At 43.3% G+C, this 18,481-nt stretch carries 15 protein-coding genes, 1 tRNA gene and 2 pseudogenes; 4 read left to right on the top strand and 14 right to left on the bottom strand.

Features of this window, described 5'->3' with window-relative positions; translation table 11 throughout:
* Nucleotides 1–304: 304 nt before the first annotated feature.
* From mutS to B3J29_RS00020, 4 genes are all read left to right on the top strand, one after another.
* The gene (mutS, locus tag B3J29_RS00005) at nucleotides 305–2,929 is read left to right on the top strand and encodes a DNA mismatch repair protein MutS (RefSeq protein WP_005235238.1); all 2,625 of its coding nucleotides are present in this window, start codon (nucleotides 305–307) and stop codon (nucleotides 2,927–2,929) included.
* Between the two features lie 204 nt (nucleotides 2,930–3,133).
* Nucleotides 3,134–3,457, top strand: a complete 324-nt coding sequence (gene fdxA, locus B3J29_RS00010) for a ferredoxin FdxA (protein WP_004786212.1) — start codon at nucleotides 3,134–3,136, stop codon at nucleotides 3,455–3,457.
* Nucleotides 3,458–3,598: 141 nt separating this feature from the next.
* Complete coding sequence (locus tag B3J29_RS00015; RefSeq protein ID WP_004786214.1) at nucleotides 3,599–4,312, top strand: D-Ala-D-Ala carboxypeptidase family metallohydrolase; 714 nt, start codon at nucleotides 3,599–3,601, stop codon at nucleotides 4,310–4,312.
* A 132-nt stretch (nucleotides 4,313–4,444) separates the two neighbouring features.
* Entirely contained in the window at nucleotides 4,445–5,110 is a 666-nt protein-coding gene (locus B3J29_RS00020; RefSeq protein WP_175967406.1) for an O-methyltransferase, read from the top strand.
* 170 nt (nucleotides 5,111–5,280) lie between these two features.
* Here the strand turns inward: B3J29_RS00020 and B3J29_RS00025 are convergent, their stop codons facing one another.
* The 14 genes and pseudogenes from B3J29_RS00025 to B3J29_RS00090 all read right to left on the bottom strand — a co-directional run.
* Complete coding sequence (locus B3J29_RS00025; protein ID WP_286964091.1) at nucleotides 5,281–6,123, bottom strand: universal stress protein; 843 nt, start codon at nucleotides 6,121–6,123, stop codon at nucleotides 5,281–5,283.
* Between the two features lie 186 nt (nucleotides 6,124–6,309).
* Nucleotides 6,310–6,927, bottom strand: a complete 618-nt coding sequence (locus B3J29_RS00030) for an acyltransferase (protein WP_286964092.1) — start codon at nucleotides 6,925–6,927, stop codon at nucleotides 6,310–6,312.
* A complete protein-coding gene (locus B3J29_RS00035; protein WP_286964097.1) occupies nucleotides 6,920–7,519 on the bottom strand; it encodes an IMPACT family protein in 600 nt (199 codons plus the stop codon). The genes B3J29_RS00030 and B3J29_RS00035 overlap by 8 nt, the downstream gene beginning before the upstream one ends.
* A gap of 114 nt (nucleotides 7,520–7,633) precedes the next feature.
* A complete protein-coding gene (locus B3J29_RS00040; RefSeq protein WP_286964093.1) occupies nucleotides 7,634–8,821 on the bottom strand; it encodes an HlyD family efflux transporter periplasmic adaptor subunit in 1,188 nt (395 codons plus the stop codon).
* Nucleotides 8,818–10,956 (bottom strand): annotated as a pseudogene (locus B3J29_RS00045) (type I secretion system permease/ATPase). The gene B3J29_RS00040 and the pseudogene B3J29_RS00045 overlap by 4 nt, the downstream one beginning before the upstream one ends.
* Nucleotides 10,953–12,424 (bottom strand): annotated as a pseudogene (locus tag B3J29_RS00050) (TolC family outer membrane protein). Before B3J29_RS00050 ends, B3J29_RS00045 begins: the two co-directional pseudogenes overlap by 4 nt.
* A 209-nt stretch (nucleotides 12,425–12,633) precedes the next feature.
* Nucleotides 12,634–13,377, bottom strand: a complete 744-nt coding sequence (lptB, locus tag B3J29_RS00055) for an LPS export ABC transporter ATP-binding protein (protein ID WP_175967397.1) — start codon at nucleotides 13,375–13,377, stop codon at nucleotides 12,634–12,636.
* The gene (lptA, locus tag B3J29_RS00060) at nucleotides 13,377–13,943 is read right to left on the bottom strand and encodes a lipopolysaccharide transport periplasmic protein LptA (protein WP_159122791.1); all 567 of its coding nucleotides are present in this window, start codon (nucleotides 13,941–13,943) and stop codon (nucleotides 13,377–13,379) included. Before lptA ends, lptB begins: the two co-directional genes overlap by 1 nt.
* Nucleotides 13,927–14,475, bottom strand: coding sequence for an LPS export ABC transporter periplasmic protein LptC (gene lptC, locus B3J29_RS00065; RefSeq protein ID WP_175967395.1), 549 nt, complete (start codon nucleotides 14,473–14,475; stop codon nucleotides 13,927–13,929). The genes lptA and lptC overlap by 17 nt, the downstream gene beginning before the upstream one ends.
* A gap of 33 nt (nucleotides 14,476–14,508) precedes the next feature.
* On the bottom strand, nucleotides 14,509–15,048 hold the full coding sequence (locus B3J29_RS00070) for a KdsC family phosphatase (RefSeq protein WP_175967393.1): 540 nt from the start codon (nucleotides 15,046–15,048) through the stop codon (nucleotides 14,509–14,511).
* A gap of 3 nt (nucleotides 15,049–15,051) precedes the next feature.
* Complete coding sequence (locus B3J29_RS00075; RefSeq protein ID WP_005235203.1) at nucleotides 15,052–16,029, bottom strand: KpsF/GutQ family sugar-phosphate isomerase; 978 nt, start codon at nucleotides 16,027–16,029, stop codon at nucleotides 15,052–15,054.
* A gap of 273 nt (nucleotides 16,030–16,302) precedes the next feature.
* Nucleotides 16,303–16,378 (bottom strand) — tRNA-Gly (locus tag B3J29_RS00080).
* A 65-nt stretch (nucleotides 16,379–16,443) separates the two neighbouring features.
* Nucleotides 16,444–17,865, bottom strand: coding sequence for a cysteine--tRNA ligase (gene cysS, locus B3J29_RS00085; RefSeq protein ID WP_175967391.1), 1,422 nt, complete (start codon nucleotides 17,863–17,865; stop codon nucleotides 16,444–16,446).
* Between the two features lie 146 nt (nucleotides 17,866–18,011).
* Nucleotides 18,012–18,481: hypothetical protein (locus B3J29_RS00090; RefSeq protein WP_286964096.1), on the bottom strand; the 470-nt coding region annotated here is incomplete at its 5' end.

The following is an 18,481-nucleotide window of genomic DNA, read 5'->3' on the forward strand; positions in this document are numbered from 1 at the left end:
AACTTATTTCAGGACGGGACAGATGAAAGACATAAAAAAGCTGCCAATCGGTGGCTTTTTTATGGGCAACCCATGTATCAATACCCTTTTATGCTTTATATCGACTAAGTCCGTCTAAATACAGATTCCTGCGGATTTATATTTCTTTCTAAAAATTAAATTTGTTAGACTTGAGGCAATTATTTTTGACATTCAAACCGGTCTTTACAGGATTTTAGCTTAGGCTATTTTCCAGGTTTTCCGAGGATAGTGTTTCGGAAAAAGATTCAGGTTTTGCTTTATATATTTAAAGGATTTTTTCTTAATGACCAGTTCAGAACTTGTGGCTGATCTCTCTAGCTTAACGCCCATGATGCAGCAATACATGTCGGTCAAAATGCAGCATCCACACTCATTGATGTTTTATCGGATGGGTGATTTCTATGAACTGTTCTTTGAAGATGCCCATAAGGCCGCCAAAATTTTAGGCATTACCCTGACCCATCGCGGTAAAGCCAATGGCCAGCCAATTCCGATGGCCGGTGTACCTTTCCATGCTGCTGAAGGCTATCTGGCTCGTCTGGTGAAAAAAGGCGAAACGGTGGTGATCTGCGAGCAGATCGGTGAAGTGACTGGTAAAGGCCCAGTTGAACGTGGTGTCGTCCGAATCATTACTCCTGGAACCTTAACCGATGATGCCTTATTAGGTGCTCATCAAACCTCCAACCTGGTTGCTCTGTGTGTTCACCAGCAACAAATCGGAATTGCACTTCTTGACCTGAGTGCCGGTTTATTTAAAGTCCAGCAAATCGATTATGACTTAAGTCAGTTAGCCATTGAGTTGGCACGCCTGATGCCTAGCGAAATTGTGATTGATGAAAATCTGCAAGATCAGGCACTGGTAGAACACTTAAAACAACAGCTAGATGTTCCGATCAGCAAACGCCCGAATGTTGACTTCAACCAGAACAATGCTCAGAAGACATTATGCGACCAGTTTGCAGTGAGCACACTTTCAGGTTTCGGAATTGATCATCTGCCTTTGGCCAAAGCTGCTGCGGCTGCATTAATTCACTATGCCAAAGAAACTCAAAAAACAGCTTTACCGCATATCCGAACCATTCAACTGGAACAAAGTTCAGACTTTATTGCACTGGATCCAGTCACCCGTCGTAATCTTGAGCTAATTGAGCCTTTATTTGAGCATGGCACTTCATTGTTCCAGCTGATCAATGACTGTCAGACCGCTATGGGTGGCCGTCTGCTTAGCCGCACCCTGATGCAACCGCTTCGTGATACTGCGATTCTGGATGAGCGACTGGATGCCACACAGGTATTGCTTGAAGGTTTCCATGAATCGCCAGTCCGTCTGGTCTTAAAAGAAATCAGTGATATTGAACGTGTACTCAGCCGTATCGCTTTAGGCAGTGCGCGTCCACGCGATCTGGTTCAATTACGTCAGGCCTGTGCACAGATTCCATTTTTACGCCATGCATTACAACCACTGTTAAGTCAGCAGAATTCGAAATTATTACAGCAGCTGAATCAAGAACTGGGCGATTTTCATGGTCTGCATCAGCGCCTGATGTCCGCTATCGTTGAAAATCCACCGGTACTGCTACGTGATGGCAATGTCATTGCAGAAGGTTTCGATACCGAGCTGGATGAGCTGCGTAAAATCCGTGATCATGCTGGACAGTTCCTGATTGATCTGGAAATTAAGGAACGGGAGCAAAGCGGCATTCCTACCCTGAAAATCGGCTATAACCGTATCAGTGGTTATTATATCGAACTTACACGTGCACAAGCTGAACAGGCACCTGAACATTATATCCGTCGTCAGACACTGAAAAATGCCGAGCGTTATATCACGCCTGAACTAAAAGCTTTTGAAGATAAAGTGCTGTCTAGCGAATCCCGTGCGCTTGCTCGTGAAAAAATGCTGTTCGAAATATTGCTGGATGAACTGCGTCAGGATATTGGTAATCTACAGATGATGAGCAGTGCGATTGCCCAGATCGATCTGTTGGCAAACTTTGCGCATCAAGCACGTTTACGCAATTGGGCACGACCAAAATTCAGCCCTGAAATTGGTGTGAAAATCGTTGCCGGCCGTCATCCAGTGGTGGAAGCTTTAAGCAAGACTGCATTTACTCCGAATGATACCCAGCTGGATTATCAGCACCGTATGGCCATTATTACCGGTCCAAATATGGGTGGTAAATCCACCTTTATGCGCCAGACTGCCCTAATTGCCCTGCTGGCTTATTGCGGTAGTTATGTGCCAGCGCAATCGACAACACTGGGTCCAATTGACCGAATCTTTACCCGGATTGGCTCTGCAGATGATTTGTCGACTGGCAAATCAACCTTTATGGTGGAAATGACGGAAACTTCGCAAATTCTGCATCATGCTACCAGTCAATCTCTGGTTCTGATGGATGAAGTGGGTCGTGGAACCAGTACCTATGACGGACTATCACTCGCTTGGGCTTGTGTGCTGGATCTGACTAAACGGATTCAATGTCTATGTCTGTTCGCAACACATTATTTTGAGCTGACCGAACTGGATAAAGAATCAGGCATTGATAACTACCATGTCACAGCCAAAGAACTAAATGGCAACCTGATTCTGCTGCATAAAGTCCAACATGGTCCAGCTAGTCAGAGTCATGGTTTACAGGTGGCTAAACTGGCAGGTATTCCTGCGGCTGTAATTAAAGAAGCTCAACATCGTTTGAAGATTCTGGAAAAGCAGCATCAGGCCAAACCGCAAAGTCCACAGCATGATCTGTTCGCGATGCCTGAAATCATTGAAAAAGTCATCGAGATTGAAAAGCCTTCAGCAGCGCTTGAATTATTAGAAGACCTTGATGTCGACAATTTGAGTCCACGTGAAGCATTACAGCAACTTTATGCTCTTAAAGATCTCATGAAACAGCCAAGTTAAAATCACTCCTAAGCCCTATCCTGCATAGGGCTTAGCTGATGATGATTCTCATTCCCTGAGCCTTTCCTCAAATCATCGCAGTTTTTTCAAATTTAACAGCCCTATATATAACAAATATCAATAAAAGGAATTGTTTGTTCCCTCTATTTTTGCCTAAAATACGGTATTCGTCATTAGAACCATATTTTTTAGGTAGCTGTCGCCATGACCTTCGTTGTCACTGAAAATTGTATTAAATGTAAATATCAAGACTGTGTTGAAGTTTGCCCTGTAGACTGTTTCTATGAAGGTCCTAACTTCCTTGTGATTAACCCGGACGAGTGTATCGACTGCGCGTTATGTGAGCCTGAATGTCCTGCGAATGCAATTTTCTCTGAAGATGAGTTACCGGAAGGCCAAGAAGTTTTTATCGAGCTAAATGCTGAACTGTCTCAAAAATGGCCGAACATCACTCAAATTGGTGAGCAACCTGCTGACCGTGAAGAGTGGAATGGTAAAACTGATAAATTACAATATCTTGAAAAATAATTTTTCAAATCTTAAAAAAAGACCAGCATAGACTGGTCTTTTTTTATACCCCATCCACACATTTCATTGCAATTTATCCTGATTTTCTCCGTAAAAGTGGACTAAAATAGCGCTATTTTATAAATATCCGAATTGCTATTAATGAAGCATTTAATAAAGGGGTTATTGAGTGTTTGTATAATCCCGCTTGTCTTTGTAGGATGTGCTACCACCACAAAACAGTCTGGTAAGGTAACTCCAGATAAAAGGATTTACATCCCAGAAGAACGAGTCCAGTACAATCATAAACCACAGCCTAAACCGGTTCCTTATGTCTATACTCACTGGGTATCAGCACTGAATAACCTGTCTCTTGTACGTGAATATGAAAACTTTTTGGCCCAGCAAGGAGTCGGGAATATTATTCCAAGCTTTGAGCTAATGCGTACTGCACGGGATTGGGCTAAATGTGGTCGATCGCAATACATGATTCCAAGCCGTGAGCTCTGGTCAAATCAGGTGCCGACCTTACGTGTCTTTAAATATCTGGTTGCAGCCAATGTGCTGACTGATTTTGAAGTCACTTCGGTTTATCGTGACCTGCCTTTAAATCAGTGTGCCGGTGGAGCCAATTCTTCACGTCACCTGTTTAACTCGGCAATTGATTTCCGGATCGGACCTGAGTACCCACAGGCTCAGGATTATGCAGCAATTGAAAATACCAAGTTCAAACTGTGCCAATTCTGGTTACAACATGGACAAAGCCTGAATATGGGGCTCGGTTTATATGCCTCTGGCCAAATCCATATTGATACTCAAGGTTATCGTACTTGGGGTCCGGATTTAAGCCGTCGCTCATCAATGTGTAATTACTAAGTCATTCCATTTCCTATACAAAGCCAACTTTTGGCTTTGTATAGCCGAAAAAACCAGCGAATATAGAACAATAAATTGCGCTGTGCCCGGAAAAGTTTAAAATGCACGCATCACAATAGAGGTGCGAGTACTATGCAACAAATGTGGACAGATATTGACCGCTACATTGATTCACATTTAATTCCTGAAGATCCTATCCTGAATCAGACTCTTGAAAATACTGCTGCACATGGTTTTCCAGATCATCTGGCTGTTGCGTCTAATCAGGGAATGCTGCTGCAAATGCTGATCCAAATGAATAAGTGCAAACGTGTACTGGAACTGGGAACCTTTGCTGCATATAGCACCATGTGGCTGGCTCGTGCCCTACCTGAAGACGGTTATATTCTGACCATTGAAGGCCGTGACACGCATGCTGCCATGGGACAGGAAAATATTGATCGTGCACAGTTAAAACAGAAAATTGAGCTGAAATGTGGCCGGGCTGCAGATGTGCTTCGTGCCCTGCCTGAAGATACTGAAGCCTTTGACTTTATTTTTATTGATGCTGATAAGCAAAGCTATCCAGAATATCTGGAGCTAAGCTTAAACCTTTCTCACTCCGGTACCATCATTTTCTTGGACAATGTGATTCGTGCCGGTGATATCATCAATCCGGACAATAAAAAACCAAGTATTGAAGGCATTCGTGACATGTTTAAAGCGCTGGAAAATCATCCACGTATCTTGTCTTGTACTGCTTTACAGACCGTCGGTAGCAAAGGCCATGATGGTTTTGCACTCGCAATTGTTAAATAAAACGACTAGAACAAAAATCAGCCAATAAAGTATTCCTGATAAATAACACCATCTTACAGAATGTAACCACAGAGTTATCCACAATATATGAGGATAACTCTGGTTATTTTTAATTCAAGCTGTAACAATTTATCAAAAAATACGTCTCTGCCGCTTTTGTTATCCTCTTTTTACTTTGCTACCAATAATGGCACTTTAGAATTGCGGAAAATCGTTGTCGCAATACTGCCCAAGAAGAACTGGTGGATCTTGCTGTGACTGAATGCCCCCAAGACAATTAACTGAATCCCATGTTCCTGCTGATAAGACAGGATATTTTCAGCTACTTCTCCATAGCGATATTCTGGAACGACCTCTAGTCCTGCTTCTGTCAAATATTGCAGAGGCTCATTCAGGATTTCCACATGATCCCCGATATAAAGCAGATGACATTGTAATTGTCTTAATAAATCACTTTCTGCAATACGTTTCATCATCTTCACACAGGTTGGTGAATATTCATAAGCAAAGATAAAACGTGTCGGTGGTCTGAAGTGTTCCCCTACAGTCATCACTGTACAGTTAGCACCACGGATAAAGTTTTCTACATTAGTGCCGATTGGCTTGTTTTTCTCGGCAGAACGTTCACCGAGTAATCCAATGACTGCAATATCATCAGGTTTTAGAATCTGAAAGCTTTGTTCCAGAAAATCGCCCTTTTCCTGAATATGCGTGGTGCGGATGCCATAATCTTTAAAGATACGGTTCGAAATGTGCTGGAGCAGATTATTACTATAGCTGAGTGCGATTTCACTTTGCTTCTGTTCCAGCTCAGCCAGCTCTTTAAGCAACATGGCATTGCTTTCAAAGCCAATCACACCGCTAATTTCCCCAAGATGATAACTGGCCGGGTAATAATCCAGAACCTGTAATAAAACCAGTTCACGGCCGGTCTGTTTGGCAATCCATGCAGCCGCATCTGCAAGCGCGTTCGTGCATGGTGAGGAGTCTATGCAGGCAATGACACGTTTCATGTTCAGCCTCTCTTTTATAATAAAATTTCTTAGTTATTTTTAAATTAGCACAAGCATTAGTAAATGTGCACTGAAATCTGTAAGGCTTGAATTGAAATATGTTAACTTTTATGTGATGTGATAAGACCTTTACCTAATATTAAGCGCTTGATATAAATCCTTTTTCCAAGCACCTTTTTTACTATTTTAATCCCGATATCGAATCAATTTTGCCGGATTTCCGGCAACAATTGCACGCGCTTCAATATCCTTCGTGACCATGCTATTCATACCTATAATTGCCTGATCGGCAATTTTCACCCCATCTTTTATGCCGACGTGGGCACCTAGCCAAACATCCCGACCAATCTCAATTCCTTTAGACCTGACCGGCTGCTGATAAATTGGCTGCTCCAGTTCCATCCCATGATCAAAAGCATAAAGATGACAATAAGCTGCGATGCGTACCTGATCATGCAGTGTAATCCCTACCCGACCGCCATCCAGAATACAGTGATGATTGATGGCGACTTCGTTACCGATCTCCAAAGGGCCATGTAGCGTACAATCTGCCGCAATAAAGGTATTATCCCCGATAATAATTTTACGCCCCGGTTCAGCGAAGATATGTGCCAACGGCGAAATAAAACAGTTTTCACCAATCTCGACTGTTTCCATCTCCATTAGATAGGTCTGATATTCTTTCTGCCAAGCTTCAGCCCAACCACGATTCTTCGGTTTTAAGGACCAATATAGCCAAGGCATATAGTTCAGACGATGTTTATGCTGCTCGCGATATTTCAGTAATGGATCTTGTTCAATCATCTGTGGCTTCTTCTATGATTTTTAATTGTTCACGACCGCGAGTGACATCCTGAATTTTTAAAGCAAAAGGTTCAATCTGATGTTTCTGGAATTGTGCCTGAACCTGTACGCCTTCAGCCGTATATTCTTCCTGATAATCAATCTCCTGCTGATTCAGCTCATACTGAAAAATGGCCCATTCATTAAACTGGCAGGCAAATTCGAATTTTTTCTTTTCAATCAGTTCAATTTTTTCAGCTAATAGCAAACATTGTCCAGCGCAGCCCCCATAAGCACGTACCAGTCCGCCAGTCCCTAGTTTAATACCGCCATACCAGCGATTCACCAGTACCAGTACATTGGTTAGCTCATTGCCCTCAATAGTCGCAAGGATCGGCCGACCTGCTGTACCCGATGGCTCACCATCATCATTAAAGCGTACATGATGACCGATTTTCCAGGCCCAGCATTGATGAGTGGTGGTCGGATCACGGTAGGCCTCCAGAAAATCCTTCACATCCTGCTCATTTTCTATAGGTGTGGCAAAGGCCTGAAATCGGCTTTTTTTGATGTCTTCCTCAAAACTGACAAGGCTAGCAATGGTAAATGGCATAACTTCAGGCATTCAAATTTCACCTGTGCAGTATACCTGTTTTGATGGGGCAAAGAAAAAGCCTCTCTACACGAGAGGCTTGATTCAATTTAATTTTATTAATTACTTTTAAATTTAAAGTTCACGCAATGCTTCTTTAGCCTTGTTGAATGGCTTGATCAGATAGTCCATTACCGTTTTTGCACCGGTACGAATGTCTACAGAGGCCACCATCCCTGGTGTGATATTAAACTCCTGCCCGGCGGCATTTCTCAATTTGTCACTATCGGTACGGAAATACACACGATAGTAGAACTGATCCTGTTTAACTTCATCTCGCAAGGTATCTGGCGAAATCATGGTCACTTTACCGTTTAGCCCGCCATAAATTGAATAATCATAGGCGCTAATTTTGACCTGTGCTTCCTGATCAGGGCGAATAAAGGCAATATCACGCGGCGAGATTCGTGCTTCAACTAGTAATTTTTCATCCAGTGGCACGATGGTCATCAACTTGCCATTTTGTGGAATCACACCGCCCAGCGTCATCACATCAATCTCTTTGATCACACCACGAACCGGTGATTTAAAAACAGTCCGGCTCAAAGTATCCGACTTGCCACGTACCACCTGTTGCTGAGTTTCCACATCGGTATTGGCTTTGGACAGCTCTTCCCGCGCTTGGACATAATATTGATTCCGGATATCATTCATCTGATTACGCAGGTCATTGGCTTCACGTTTTAGACGTAACACTTCAACTTCACTGGCTGCCCCTTTGGCGACCAATGGTGCGGTCATTTCCAGTTCTTGCTGCACCAGTAACAAAGCCTGTTCCAGGCCTGCAACGGATTCTTGTAAATTGGCACGACGCGACTGATACAGGGCCGTTTCTTCTTTAACCAGTTTTGGATATTTCAACACTTCTTCAGGAAAGACCAACGGTGCGCCGGTGACTTCCGCACGTAAACGGGCTGAAGTGGCACGTGACGAAACCAGTAAGGATTCTGATTCACCGACGTTGGATTCAAAGCGGGTCGGATCAAGCTGGGCCAATACTTGCCCACGCTCGACAATCTCACCTTCTTTGACGTTGAGTGTGGTCAGAATACCGCCATCCAGAGACTGAATCACCTGCTCTTTGGATGATGGAATTATTTTTCCAGTACCGGTAGATACTTCTTCCAATTTGAATAACCAGGCCCAGGTCAGTAATACCAGTAGGCCAATGCCGATAATCCAGATGATGACACTTGATTTGGGTAAGGGCGGTTCCTGAAAGCTGACCTTGCTGGAACGTTTTAGTTGCTGTAGTTCACTCATGCACTTGCTCCCACAACCCGATTATTACCGCCTTGCGACTGATTCAGGATCTGATCCCGTGGCCCATCCATGACAATCTTGCCATCATTGACCACCAGAATACGATCCACCAGTTCCAATACCGCACGGCGATGAGTCGCAACGATCATCGTACGATGGGTTAAATACCCTTTGAGATGATCAATCAACTGCTTTTCTGACACATCATCAATAGCAGCAGTCGGTTCATCCAGCAGTAAAATTTTTGGCTGACGGATCAATAGCCGCGCCAATAACAAGGCTTGACGCTGTCCACCAGAAAAGCCGACACCGCCTTCCAAAATGATATGATCCAGCCCTTCTTTTTTCTCCTGTACAAATCCCAGTGCGCCGGTAATCTGTAAGGCTTCCAGAATTTGCTGATCGGTGGCCAAGGGTGCACCCAAAGTCAGGTTTTCACGGATACTGCCATAAAAGAGTTGTGAATTCTGATTGAGCAGGCCCATATCACGCCGCACATCTGACGGGTCAATCAGGGTTAGATCAATCCCATCCAGCTTGACCTTGCCCTGTAGCGGTGTCTGCATCCCAGACAAGAGCTGCAATAAGGTCGATTTTCCTGCACCATTACGGCCCAGAATCGCAATTTTCTCCCCGGGCTTGATTTCCAGCCTAGGAATCATCAAACTCGGTTTGGGATCATCATCACCATATTTGAACACCACACCACTCAGGTCATAATGCCCATCCAGTGCCGGACGATGAATCAGGTGCGAATAATCTGGCTGGTCCACCGGTTTTTTCATCAATTCATCCAGACCGCCTTTAGCAACTTTGGCTTGTTGTAAACGCCCTAAGACACCGGTGATTTGTGAAATAGGTGCCAGCATCCGTGATGACAAAATTGAACAGGCAACTAAAGCACCTGTGGTCATCTCACCATCCATCACTGCAAATGCACCCACCAAGACCACAATGGCAAAGGTTAAACCCTGAATTTATTGAGTCCATGCGGTCATCAATCCAACAATTTTACGTTGTTGCATGCTGACATCAGCAGAGACTTCATTCATGTGATTCCATTGGTTCTGGAAGCGGGTTTCAGCTCTTAACAGCTTGATATCTTCAATCCCTTGTACGGCTTCAACTAATAAGGCATTACGGATTGCGGACTCACGCATTCCCAACTGTGCCAGCTTGGCCAGTTTTTTCTGTGCCAGAATCCCAGGAAGAATCATGAGTGGTACTACCAGTAGCATGACCCAGAACAGGTTACCGCCAATAATCCAGAAGATTCCTAGGAACAGGAAGAAGAACGGCAGATCTGCAATTGCCCTCACGGTAGTTGAAGTGACCAGTTCACGCACACCTTCAAGTTCACGAATCTGTGAAATAAACGTTCCGGTCGATTTGGAACGCTCACTGTTTTTAATTCTTAAGGAATGCCCAAATACCCGGTCAGATATTTTCAGGTCAGCCCGTTTACCAATAATGTCGGAGAGATAAATACGGGATACCCGCAATACAAACTCGAAAATGGCCGCAATCAGTACACCACCGGCCAACACCCATAAAGTGGGAATCGATTGTGAAGGAATGACACGGTCATAAACGTTCATCGAGAAAACAATAGTTGCCAAAGCCAAAATATTGGCGATTAAAGAGGCAAACATCACATCGATATAGCGTTTCCAGTCTTTCAAAACAATTGACCAGAACCAGTTTTTCTCAAAGGGCTTGATGTATTCGTCGACACGCGCATCCGGCACAGAAGACTCTGGTCGCAGGATATAAACATGCTCCGCACCTGTTTCTAACTACTCAATCGTAAAACTTTGCGATAAACCAGCATTTCCACTCAGTTGTACACTGACATTGCCTTGTGTGTCGATACGTTCAATAACACCAACATCTCCGCTATCAAATTCAACCAGTAAGGGCAAACGCCAGGGATTCAGCAAACTGCTATCGAATTTATTTTTACGGACATTTAATCCCATCTGACGGCTGACAATTTTGAGCATTTCATCAATGTCATGATGCTGGTTCCAGTCCAGTTGCAGACGAATCCGCTCCTCAGATGGTTCGATCCGATAATGCTTGGCAATGTTCAAAACTGCCTGAAGCCACGGCTGATAATTTATTGTAGTATTCATGGCTGAACTTCAAACCCCTGAATAGAAATAAGGTTAAGCGCGTAAATATCCCGTGTGCGACCTATCACCTGAATGTATTGCACAATCGCCGAATAGATGTCATAGCGCGCTGATTCAAATTCCTGTGCTGCGCTGTGAATAGCCTATTCTGCGTTTAATAAATCTACTACAGTCCGTGTGCCCAATTTATATTGTTCTTGATATAGCTCTTTGGTTCGTAGCGTGGCTTCACGGCGCTGAGCCAGGACATCCATTTGTCTTTGTTTATTTTCAATCTGTTCCCGGATTAAGCGAACCTGATCCAGTACATCCAGATAGACAGTATTGACCTGTGCGCGTGCAGCTTCTTCGGCATAACTGGCAGCACGTGCCTGAGACCGAACAGCTCCCCCCTGATAAAAATTACTGCTGGCTTCAATCATGATTGAATTATAAAAGCCATCATCTTCATTATTATTCGGATTTCGACCATTAACCGCCTGACTTAAGCTACCTTTCAGATTAATAGTCGGATAACGGCTTAAACGTGCCTGATCTTTTTGCAATCGGGCTACATCTACTCCTGAATGTGCCAAGATCATGCTTGGAATCCGGGTAAATTCAGGATCCTGATAAAGATCAGCCTGGGTTACGATACGATCTGGAATTTCCCATTGAATTGCAGAGACATCAAATCCCAATAAAGTTCTGAGACGTTGCTGATATTGTCTTAACTGGGTCTGTTGCACGATCAGGTTAGATTGTGCAGCTTCCAGATTAGCCTGCGCCTGAACCGGATCAGCCTGTGTGCTAATTCCGGCGCGGGCACGTAAATTGGCAATTTCTGCAATTCGTACAATGCCCTGAATCTGCTGTTCGGCAATCTTGGTAATTTCCTGATAGCGTTTGACATGGATAATAGCATCACTTCCAGTGCAACCTGATCCAGACTCACTAATACTCTTGCCTGGTCTTCTGCCAGTCTCGCCTCTTCAACACTGACATTGGTTTTAATCTTGCCAAAGTCATATAGCATCTGGGTATCATTCAGAGAGACTACCTGACATCCACGTTCACCTGAGATCAAATCCCCAGTACCTACACCGCCAGATAACTGCGGATAATAGGCTGCTTTGGCCACATCAATATTGGCTGCCTATGCAGATAAAGACGAAATACTCTGGGCAATTTCCGGACGACGCTGAACTGCTGTATGAACCGCCTCAATTAGACTCATTTTTGCAGGAATATCAGCATTTATAGGCCGAATTGAAGATTGTCCCTGCTGCGGTCGAGTAATCTGCTGCAGTTCAGCCACCTTTGAGGTATCCAGTGAGTACTGACTGAGTGAGCTAATATCAATCGTTTGCGCAGATCGCGTTGGCTCTGGTGCAATCAGTTTTCCTAATCCACTTTTAATATTATTAAAATAATTCTGTGAATTTTCTGCATGTACGAATGGCACAGATAAAGGTAAAAGAAGAGTGATCCATATTCCCTTATTTTTATCTATTATCCCCTGAACATTTTTTTAAGTGCTGCACCCTAAATTGCATAATAATGAATGTTTCGTGTTTTAGCCTAAAAATATATCAAATCATACAAAAAGATAGCTTTTTCGTCTTAATTTAAGTAAAAAAAAACCCACATTTGACGACTAAAGTCTTAATGCGGGTTCTTTCTGATAATGAAAATTTTCTATACAGTAAAGTCATCACCCAGATAAACTTTACGTACCATTTCATTGGCCAAAATTTCTTGTGCCGTGCCTTCAGCAATGACTGAACCTTCGCTGACAATATAGGCATGTTCACAGATGGCCAAAGTTTCACGAACGTTGTGATCGGTAATCAATACACCAATTCCACGATCTTTCAGCGTGGTAATAATATCTTTAATATCACCTACGGAAATCGGGTCAACCCCGGCAAAAGGTTCATCCAGTAACATGAATTTTGGGTCGGCCGCCAAAGCACGGGCAATTTCAGCACGACGACGTTCACCACCCGACACGCTCATACCCAATGAATCTTTAATATGGGTAATTTTAAAGTCTGCCAGTAATTCGGCTAAACGTTGTTGACGCTGGGCTTTGCTTAAATCCTTACGGGTTTCCAGAATCGCCATAATATTTTCAGAAATGGTTAGTTTTCTAAAAATAGAAGCTTCCTGAGGTAAATAGCCAATCCCTTTACGCGCACGTTCATGCATCGCCAAGTCCGACAAATCCAGATCATCCAGATGGATTTCACCCTTGTCCATACGCACCAGACCCACCACCATATAGAAACTGGTGGTTTTACCTGCACCATTAGGCCCTAAAAGCCCAACAATTTGCCCACTTTCCATACTGAAGGAAACGTCCTTGACTACCCAGCGTTTACTATAATTTTTCGCCAGATGCTTGATGGTTAAAGTTTGAACCTGATGCGTCTGTGCCATTAATCACGTGCTCCCGGAAAGGATTTCGAAGATGAAGGTGGAATCACGATTTGTACACGACCTGCTGCTGAACCGGTTTTATTTGGTGTACCTGTTGCTTCAATATCGCCTTTATTCATGCTGTATTTCAGCGTATTACCACGGATACTAGCGCCATCTTGCTGCAAGTAGGCATTTCCAGACAGGGTAATAATACCGGTTTCCGCATTATAGACAATTTTCTGTGCCTGACCTTTGGCCAAACCTTTGGCAGGATCAACTTTCTGCTGAAATTGAGCCGGGCTACCTGTTGCCGTAATCAGGCTGATCTGTTTTTTATTATTCAGATTCGCCACAATTGAATTGGCCTGCAATTTCATGGTGCCCTGTTCAATGATGACATTACCCGAATATGTCGTGACCCCGGTACGCTCATTAAAAGTCGCACGGTCAGCTAATAAGGTAATTGGTTGGTTACGGTCAGATGGCAATGCAAAGGCAGTGGCTGAACCCAATGCAACCAGACTTAACAACGCAGCGCGCTTAAGGAAAGTTTTCATCATTTTAGCTCTAGGAATTTGGTTCATACTTTCCTCGAATATTAAAGAATTCGTATTGACCATCATTAAGATTGGCTTTTAGGCCCTGACTGATAAATTCAGCCTGTGGAGATTCAACAATGACGGTTTTATCGGTTTCAATTTCACGTGTTTTCGGAAAAGCCGTTAGCTCCTCGGTACGGAACTGCATTTTTCCATTTTGCATGATCTTGGTCGCCAGCACTTCTTGAGAAAGTACAACTTTTGTATTGTCATCATAACCGTTGCCCTGTTTGGCAAAGAATGTCGCATCAACCTGACCGTCTTTATAGGTCGTCGCCTGCAGATTTTTGAGACTTGAGGTCTCTAGCTGCAGGTTTTGTTCAAGCTGGTCGACCTGGGCACGTACAGACAACATGCCCTTTTCATCAGTTTGGGTTAAGTTAATATTATTTGCAGAATAGGTCATGCTACGTGCAGAATCAGTCTGCAACTTATTGCCCTTACCGCTGTAATAGTAATAACCACCACTTATTGCGGCAATGATAATAGCCGTAAGATATAAAACTCTAGTGTCCATAAGCGGTGTACTTAATCCAGGATGTATGACTTATTAATAAGGCGCACGAGTATATTTTTCAAGTAACTCTTGGTACTTACCTTTGGACATCAGTAACATGTCACAAATCTCGCGTACCGCACCACGACCACCATAGGCCTGCGTTACCAGATCAGCACGACGACGTACTTCAACATGGCCGTTTGGAACAGTCACTTTCATGCCAGCAATCGCAAAGGCGGACAGGTCTGGCCAATCGTCACCCATGTATAAACAGTATTCAGGGTCGATATTGAGCTGAGTACAAGCTTCACGTAAAGCAGTCCCTTTATCTTCGCGGCCCTGATAAACCAGATCTACGCCCAAATCCGACATACGTTTCTGTACGATATTGCTTTGACGCCCAGTGATAATGATCACTTTGATTCCGGCTTGCTGTACCAGCTTCATACCCAGTCCATCACGGATATCAAAAGATTTGATCTCATCTCCTGTATTGGTCAATGTGACAAAACCGTCGCTTAAAATACCATCTACATCAAGTACCAGTGCCTCAATATGACGTGCCTGCTCTAATAATACATAAGATGCCATTTATTAATTTACCCCAGCCTGAATCAGGTCATGCATACTAATTACACCAATGACTTTATTGGCATCATTAACCACAACAAATTGATTAATTTTACGTTCGTTCATTTTTTCCAGTGCAACGACAGCACGCGCTTCCTGAGAAATCGTCAGCGGATTTTTGGTCATCACTTCCTGAATCGGTAAATTGACATCAAAACCTTGCTGTTTGTCGATCAGGCGGCGCAAGTCACCATCAGTGAAAATACCCAGCAGAACATCATTTTGATCCACAATTGTGGTTAAACCTAGGCGTTTATTTGAAATCTCGTATAAAACTTGATTCATCGGTGTATCTGGTGACACTTTTGGCAATTCCGAACCTGTATGCATGAGATGTTTTACATGCAGCAATAAACGTTTACCCAAGGCACCCGCTGGATGTGATAGTGCAAAATCATCAGCAGTAAAACCACGTGCATCCAGAAGAGCGACAGCCAGTGCATCACCCAGCGCTAAAGTTGCCGTTGTACTCGAAGTCGGTGCCAGACCAAGCGGACAGGCCTCTTGAAGATGACCCAAAGTTAAAGCCACATCAGCATTTTGTGGCATTGGACCTTTGGCATCACCGCTAATAGTAATTAAAGGAATTTCCAGACGCTTGATCAAAGGCATCAGCATCATGATTTCATCGCTTTTGCCTGAGTTTGAAATGGCAATCAGTACATCACCCGGTACTAGCATTCCAAGATCACCATGCCCTGCCTCGCCCGGGTGCATGAAGAATGAAGGCGTACCCGTAGAGGCAAAAGTTGCCGCCATCTTACGGCCAATATGCCCGGATTTCCCCATCCCGGTAATCACCAGACGACCTTTGCACTGCAAGATAATTTCACATGCCTGACTAAAACGCTCATCGATCTGCGTGGCTAAAATCTGTAATGCTTGTTCTTCGATACGCAAGGTTTCAAGTGCAACTTTCTGGAAGTCTATTTGATTTGGCATATTTGGTGGGTTCAAAGTAGGTTTACCTTAACTCTATACAGAGTTGACTCAGTCTAGCAAAAAATAATTTTCGCAATTTTATCATATCTATGCAAATGTCAGGTTTCAAAATGTAGAGCTTTTCATAAAACTTAAACAGAATGTTTAGAAATTTCCCTGACTGAAAGCTCTTCCATATTCAGAATTTCATTATGTAAATCAGTTCTGATTTTCCTTTTTATTTTGCGTAGGCAATAAAAAACCCCAATCTTCCGATCAGGGTTTTTTGAATTTTGGAGCGGGAAACGAGACTCGAACTCGCGACCCCAACCTTGGCAAGGTTGTGCTCTACCAACTGAGCTATTCCCGCAATATGGGAGTGAATTATAGAGAGTTTCTGCTAACTGTCAACTCCCTATTGATTCAACTGTCGAATTAATCGGCACGACGCCATACAGTTCCTTGACGGGTATCTTCCAGCACCACCCCTTGGTCTAATAAAGACTGGCGGATTTCATCGGCACGAGCAAAGTTTTTCTCTTTTTTGGCATCTTTACGTTGCTGGATCAGATCTTCAATCTGCTCTTCAGACAAGCCTAAAGCTTCCTGACCAATATCAGACTTTAAGAATTCGTCGACATTGTGCTGTACCAGACCCAGAATATTGGTGAGATGGCGCAAAGTGGAATAATAAACAGTAGCCTGCTCCTGATTCTGGTCTTTTACCGCACGGTTCAGCTCTTTATTCAGTTCAAATAATACAGCAATGGCTTCTGGCGTATTGAAGTCATCTCGCATTCCCGTATTAAAACGCTCAACAAAGTCTTGATCTAACGTATCAACCAGCTGTTCGCCATATACTGCCTGATAAGCTTTGAAAGAATGATAGAAACGCATTAGCGTATTTTTCGCTTCTTTTAAAGCTACATCTGAATAGTTCACCGGGCTGCGATAGTGTGAAGATACGATAAAGTAACGCACCACTTCCGGATGGAATTTTTCAATCACATCACGGATGGTGAAGAAGTTGCCCAAAGACTTCGACATTTTTTCGCCATCAACATTGATGAAGCCGGCATGCATCCAGTAGTTCACATACTGTTCACCTGTCGCTGCTTCAGACTGTGCAATCTCGTTTTCATGATGCGGGAAGCTTAAGTCAGCGCCACCGCCATGAATATCAAAATGATTGCCGAGGCAGCAGGTAGACATGGCTGAACATTCAATATGCCAGCCTGGACGACCATTGCCCCATGGTGAAGCCCAAGACGGTTCATTTTCTTTGGCATGTTTCCACAGCACAAAGTCAAACGGATGTTTTTTCTCAACTTCGACGTCTACACGTTCAGAAGCGCCTGCCTGCATATCTTCCAGTTTACGGCCTGAGAGACGCCCGTATTTGGCGAATTTTTCAACCTCGAAGTAAACATCGCCATTATTTGCCGGATATGCAGTCCCTTTTTCCACCAGCGTACCAATCATGTTTTGCATCTGATTGATGTAATCAGTGGCTTTTGGTGCTTCATCCGGTGCAAGACAGCCTAATTTGGCAAAGTCTTCATTCATGGCATCAATAAAACGGCTGGTCAGTGATGAAATGCTTTCCCCATTTTCATTGGCACGTTTAATAATCTTGTCGTCAATGTCAGTGATATTGCGTATGTATTTAACCTTCCAGCCCTGACTACGCAAGAAACGAATAATATAGTCAAATGCAACCACCGTGCGTGCATGTCCAATATGACAGTAGTCATAGACCGTCATCCCACAAACATACAGATCAATCTGACCTTCTTTACGAGGCACAAATTCTACTTTTTTACGTTGCTCTGAGTTATATAGAACAAATGGTTGCATAGGTCTTCTAGAATGCTTTTACAAATGATGGCTCATCTTAACCTAAGCATTATTTTTCATAAAGTTTTAAGAAAAGTTTTCAAGACTTTTTCTGCGGTTATTTCTATATTGTTAAAAAAACCAGCAATTGCTGGTCTTTTTAGATATCAGGATTTAGCTTCAGTTTTGCACTGTATTAACATCTGCTTGTTTTTTGGACCTAATGAATTACTTAGACTGGTATTTAAAACACGCGCATAGTTTTGATGATCTTTCTGGTAGAAATCTACCGTAGCCCCCTGGTACTCGGCGGTAGTTATATATTGATAATCGTCAAAAGATTTTTCAGACTTAGGCTCAATTGACTTTAATAAAGCACGCTTTTGTTTAGCAGAAATCAAGCGCAAAATGCTTTTTTCACCAATAACATAAGATAGATTATGAGCTTTCTCTTTTGAACAATCCAAAGCATAACGGCCTTTTAATTCCCCTAAAGATAGTTTCACAATAGTCTGTTCAATTGTTGCGAACACTGAACCTGACACAAGCATAGCCCCAAGACCAATTAGGGTCTGTTGACATTCACTGTTCATAATTAAACCTAAAAAGGAAGCCATAAAAATATACAGGCTAAGGC

The organism is Acinetobacter sp. UBA5984, assembly GCF_002429925.1.
Classification (GTDB): domain Bacteria; phylum Pseudomonadota; class Gammaproteobacteria; order Pseudomonadales; family Moraxellaceae; genus Acinetobacter; species Acinetobacter variabilis.

What these genes read in the sequence shown, in the direction of transcription:
- mutS (WP_005235238.1), top strand. Translation starts at nt 305, where the DNA reads ATGACCAGTTCAGAACTTGTGGCTGATCTCTCTAGCTTAACGCCCATG.
- fdxA (WP_004786212.1), top strand. Translation starts at nt 3,134, where the DNA reads ATGACCTTCGTTGTCACTGAAAATTGTATTAAATGTAAATATCAAGAC.
- B3J29_RS00015 (WP_004786214.1), top strand. Translation starts at nt 3,599, where the DNA reads ATGAAGCATTTAATAAAGGGGTTATTGAGTGTTTGTATAATCCCGCTT.
- B3J29_RS00020 (WP_175967406.1), top strand. Translation starts at nt 4,445, where the DNA reads ATGCAACAAATGTGGACAGATATTGACCGCTACATTGATTCACATTTA.
- B3J29_RS00025 (WP_286964091.1), bottom strand. Translation starts at nt 6,123, where the DNA reads ATGAAACGTGTCATTGCCTGCATAGACTCCTCACCATGCACGAACGCG.
- B3J29_RS00030 (WP_286964092.1), bottom strand. Translation starts at nt 6,927, where the DNA reads ATGATTGAACAAGATCCATTACTGAAATATCGCGAGCAGCATAAACAT.
- B3J29_RS00035 (WP_286964097.1), bottom strand. Translation starts at nt 7,519, where the DNA reads ATGCCATTTACCATTGCTAGCCTTGTCAGTTTTGAGGAAGACATCAAA.
- B3J29_RS00040 (WP_286964093.1), bottom strand. Translation starts at nt 8,821, where the DNA reads ATGAGTGAACTACAGCAACTAAAACGTTCCAGCAAGGTCAGCTTTCAG.
- lptB (WP_175967397.1), bottom strand. Translation starts at nt 13,377, where the DNA reads ATGGCACAGACGCATCAGGTTCAAACTTTAACCATCAAGCATCTGGCG.
- lptA (WP_159122791.1), bottom strand. Translation starts at nt 13,943, where the DNA reads ATGAACCAAATTCCTAGAGCTAAAATGATGAAAACTTTCCTTAAGCGC.
- lptC (WP_175967395.1), bottom strand. Translation starts at nt 14,475, where the DNA reads ATGGACACTAGAGTTTTATATCTTACGGCTATTATCATTGCCGCAATA.
- B3J29_RS00070 (WP_175967393.1), bottom strand. Translation starts at nt 15,048, where the DNA reads ATGGCATCTTATGTATTATTAGAGCAGGCACGTCATATTGAGGCACTG.
- B3J29_RS00075 (WP_005235203.1), bottom strand. Translation starts at nt 16,029, where the DNA reads ATGCCAAATCAAATAGACTTCCAGAAAGTTGCACTTGAAACCTTGCGT.
- cysS (WP_175967391.1), bottom strand. Translation starts at nt 17,865, where the DNA reads ATGCAACCATTTGTTCTATATAACTCAGAGCAACGTAAAAAAGTAGAA.